Consider the following 3,774-nt stretch of genomic DNA (forward strand, 5'->3'; position numbering starts at 1 on the left):
CTGATCGATCCGACCTCCGGCGGCGTGCGTCTCGCCGGCCGCGAAATCGCCGACATCTCGCGGCGCCTGCTGCAGCCGCACCGGCAGAAGATCCAGATCGTGTTCCAGGATCCCTACCGCTCGCTCAACCCGCGCGTCACCGTCGGCGGAAGCATCGCCGAAGGTCCGATCAACTACGGCGTCGCGCACACTGACGCGATGAAGCGGGCGCGCGAGCTGCTCGAGCTCGTCGGCCTGCCCGCCGATGCGGTGTCGCGCTATCCGCACCAGTTCTCCGGCGGCCAGCGCCAGCGTATCGCCATTGCCCGTGCGCTCGCGCTCGATCCCGACGTGCTGGTTGCGGACGAAGCGGTCTCCGCGCTCGACGTCTCCGTGCAGGCGCAGGTGCTGGAACTGCTGGACGAGATCCAGAACCGCCTCGGCATCGCCATCCTGTTCATCACCCATGATTTGCGCGTCGCCGCGCAGATCTGCGACGAGGTCGTGGTGATGCAGCACGGCCGCGTCGTCGAGCAAGGCCCCGCTGCCGAAGTGCTGACGCATCCCAAGGAGGCCTACACCAAGGCGCTGCTCGATGCGGCACCGGGACGCGACTGGGATTTTGCGAACTTCCGGCCGGTGTCGGAGGGCGTGGGAGCCAGCGCGTAAGCCTTTCCCCTCGTCATTGCGAGCGTAGCGAAGCAATCCAGAATCCCTCCGCGGAAACAGTCTGGATTGCTTCGCTACGCTCGCAATGACGGTGATCGCGGGAAGTATTCCCAAAACAGCTTAAAGCCATGCGCGGCGCGATGGCCTGCCTTGCTTGCCCTCGCCGCAACGCCGGGGCTAACGTCGCGCACTTTCAATTGGGACTGAACTGAATGACACGTATCGCCGTCGGCGGCTTCCTGCACGAGACCAACACCTTCGCCCCGACGAAGGCGACATTTGCGGACTTCCGGCATGGCGGCGGCTGGCCGGCGATGACGGAAGGCGCCGACGTCTTGAAGGTGATGCGGCGCATCAATGTCGGCCTCGCCGGCTTCGTCGACAGCGCGGAAGCGAACGGCTGGGAACTCGTTCCGACGATCGCCTGCGGGGCGAGCCCCTCGGCACACGTCACCGAGGATGCCTTCGAGCGCATCGTGAAGGTGATGGTCGACGGCATCGCTGCCGCCGGCCCGATCGATGCCGTCTATCTCGACCTGCACGGCGCCATGGTGACCGAGCATCTCGACGACGGCGAAGGCGAGATCCTGGCGCGCGTGCGCCGCATCATCGGCAACGATGTTCCGCTGGTCGCGAGCCTCGACCTGCACGCCAACGTCACGCCCGAGATGGTCGCGCACGCCGACGCGCTGATCGCCTACCGCACCTATCCGCATGTCGACATGGCCGACACGGGCCGTGCCTCTGCAAAGCATCTCGCCCTGCTCTTGAAGACGAAGCAGCGCTTCGCAAAAGCCTTCCGGCAATTGCCGTTCCTGATCCCGATCAGCTGGCAGTGCACCAACGACCAGCCGACCAAGGGCATCTACGAAAAGCTCGCCGCGCTGGAGAACGATGCGGTTCCGACGCTCTCCTTCGCGCCCGGCTTTCCCGCCGCCGACTTCCGCGATTGCGGGCCGAGCGTGTTCGCCTACGGCAGGACGCAGGCCGACGCCGACCGCGCCGCGGATGCGATCGTGAAGCTGATCGAGAGCCATGAGGACGATTTCGACGGCAAGATCTGGTCGCCCGATGACGGCGTGCGCCACGCCATGGAACTTTCGAAAGGCGCGAGCAGGCCGATCATCATTGCCGACACCCAGGACAATCCCGGCGCCGGCGGCGATTCCGACACGACGGGCATGCTGCGCGCGCTGGTTCGCAACAAGGCTAGCGCCGCGACCGGGGCGATCTACGATCCGGAGTCGGCAAGGGCGGCGCATGACGCCGGCGTCGGCGCCACCGTCACGTTGTCTCTCGGCGGCAAGTCCGGCATTCCCGGCGACGAGCCTTATACCGAGACGTTCGTGGTCGAAAAGCTCTCCGACGGCCGCTTCATCGCGCCCGGCCCTTATTACGGCGGCCGCGAGATGGAGATGGGCCCCTCCGCGGCCTTGCGCATCGGCGACGTCCGCGTTGTCGTCTCTTCGCACAAGGCGCAGCTCGCCGACCAGGCCATGTACCGCTATGTCGGTATCGAGCCCACCGAACAGAAAATTCTGGTCAACAAGAGCTCGGTGCACTTCCGCGCCGACTTCGAGCCGATCGCGGAAAAGCTGATGATCTGCGCCGCGCCCGGCGCGATGCCGGCCGACACCGCAACGCTGCCCTGGACGCGCCTGCGCCCGGGCATTCGCATCAAGCCGAACGGTCCCGTTTTCAATCCTCCTTCACGCTAACCGGACAGGAACACATGCCCACGATCGACCGCATCGACGGCTACGCCGACGAACTCACCGCCATCCGCCGCGACCTTCACGCCCATCCCGAGATCGGCTTCGAGGAAGTGCGCACCTCCGGCATCGTCGCCGACAAGCTGAAGAGCTGGGGCATCGAGGTGCATCGCGGCCTCGGCGGCACCGGCGTGATCGGCGTCATCAAAGGCAAGGGTTCGAGCAACAAGCGCATCGGCCTTCGCGCCGACATGGACGCGCTGCCGATGGAAGAGAACACCAATCTGAAATGGAGTTCGAAAATCCCCGGCCGCTTCCACGGCTGCGGCCATGACGGCCACACCACCATGCTGCTCGGCACCGCGCGCTACCTCGCCGAGACCAGAAACTTCGACGGCACCGTGCATCTGATCTTCCAGCCGGCCGAGGAAGGCCTCGGCGGCGCTCGCGCCATGATCAAGGACGGCCTGTTCGAGAAGTTTCCCTGCGACGAGCTCTACGGCCTGCACAACGCGCCCGACCTCAACCATGGCGAGATCGCGATCCTGCCCGGCCCCGCGATGGCCAGCGCCGATTTCTTCGACCTCCGCATCACCGGCTATGGCGCGCATGGCGCGATGCCCGAACGCTCGAAGGACGCGGTGATCATCGCGACCACGCTGGCGCAGGCGATCCAGACCATCGTCAGCCGCAACGTCGAGCCGCTGCAGGCCGCCGTCATCTCGATCACGCAGATCCACGCCGGCTCCGCATACAACGTCATCCCCGGCGACGCGCATCTGTGCGGCACCATCCGCACCTTCTCGAAAGAAGTCCGCACCCTGATCAGCGAACGCATCCGCACGATCTGCGCCGGCATCGCGAGCGCCTATCAGTGCGTGATCGACGTCGACATCCGCGATACCTTCGACGTGCTAGTCAACCAGGTCGAGCAGTCCAAGGTGGTCGAGGAGGTCGCGCGCACCATCGTCGACCCCGCCAACGTGATCACCCGCGCCCAGCCGAAGATGGGCAGCGAGGATTTCGCCGACATGCTGCAGACCATCCCCGGCGCCTATTTCTGGGTAGGCCATGACGGCTCGGTGCCCGTGCACAATCCCGGCTTCGTGCTCGACGACAAGATCCTGCCAATCGGCGCCAGCATGTTTGCCCGCATCATCGAGACACGCATGCCGGTAGGCGCCAATGCATAAAAAGAACGTCGAAGAGGCGGTCACCCCGCTGCACGATCTGTCCGCGGTCGATCTGATCGCGGGCTATCGCGCCAAGCAGTTCTCGCCAAGCGAGGTGCTGGAGGACGTGCTCGCGCACGTCGCTGCGTGGGAGCCGCATCTGAAGGCGCTCTATGCATTCGATCCCGACGGCGCGCGCGAGGCCGCGAAGGCTTCGACCGCACGCTGGGCCGGCGGCGAGC

3 protein-coding genes and 1 pseudogene are annotated in these 3,774 nt (G+C 65.8%); all 4 read left to right on the forward strand.

Annotation, left to right across the window (positions count from 1 at the left end):
* Positions 1–648 (forward strand): ABC transporter ATP-binding protein (locus MOV75_RS30455; RefSeq protein ID WP_247007168.1); only part of this gene is annotated, 648 nt, incomplete at its 5' end.
* Positions 649–860: 212 nt separating this feature from the next.
* Positions 861–2,366: a M81 family metallopeptidase gene (locus tag MOV75_RS30460; RefSeq protein ID WP_246931171.1), complete on the forward strand. Its 1,506-nt coding sequence runs from the start codon at positions 861–863 to the stop codon at positions 2,364–2,366.
* Between the two features lie 14 nt (positions 2,367–2,380).
* On the forward strand, positions 2,381–3,553 hold the full coding sequence (locus tag MOV75_RS30465) for a M20 aminoacylase family protein (protein ID WP_246931170.1): 1,173 nt from the start codon (positions 2,381–2,383) through the stop codon (positions 3,551–3,553).
* Positions 3,546–3,774 (forward strand): annotated as a pseudogene (locus MOV75_RS30470) (amidase); the annotation flags it as partial. The gene MOV75_RS30465 and the pseudogene MOV75_RS30470, both read left to right, overlap by 8 nt.

This window comes from Bradyrhizobium sp. PRIMUS42 (assembly GCF_023006515.1).
Lineage (GTDB): Bacteria > Pseudomonadota > Alphaproteobacteria > Rhizobiales > Xanthobacteraceae > Bradyrhizobium.

Coding starts and splice junctions, on each gene's coding strand:
- MOV75_RS30460 (WP_246931171.1), top strand. CDS start 861: ATGACACGTATCGCCGTCGGCGGCTTCCTGCACGAGACCAACACCTTC.
- MOV75_RS30465 (WP_246931170.1), top strand. CDS start 2,381: ATGCCCACGATCGACCGCATCGACGGCTACGCCGACGAACTCACCGCC.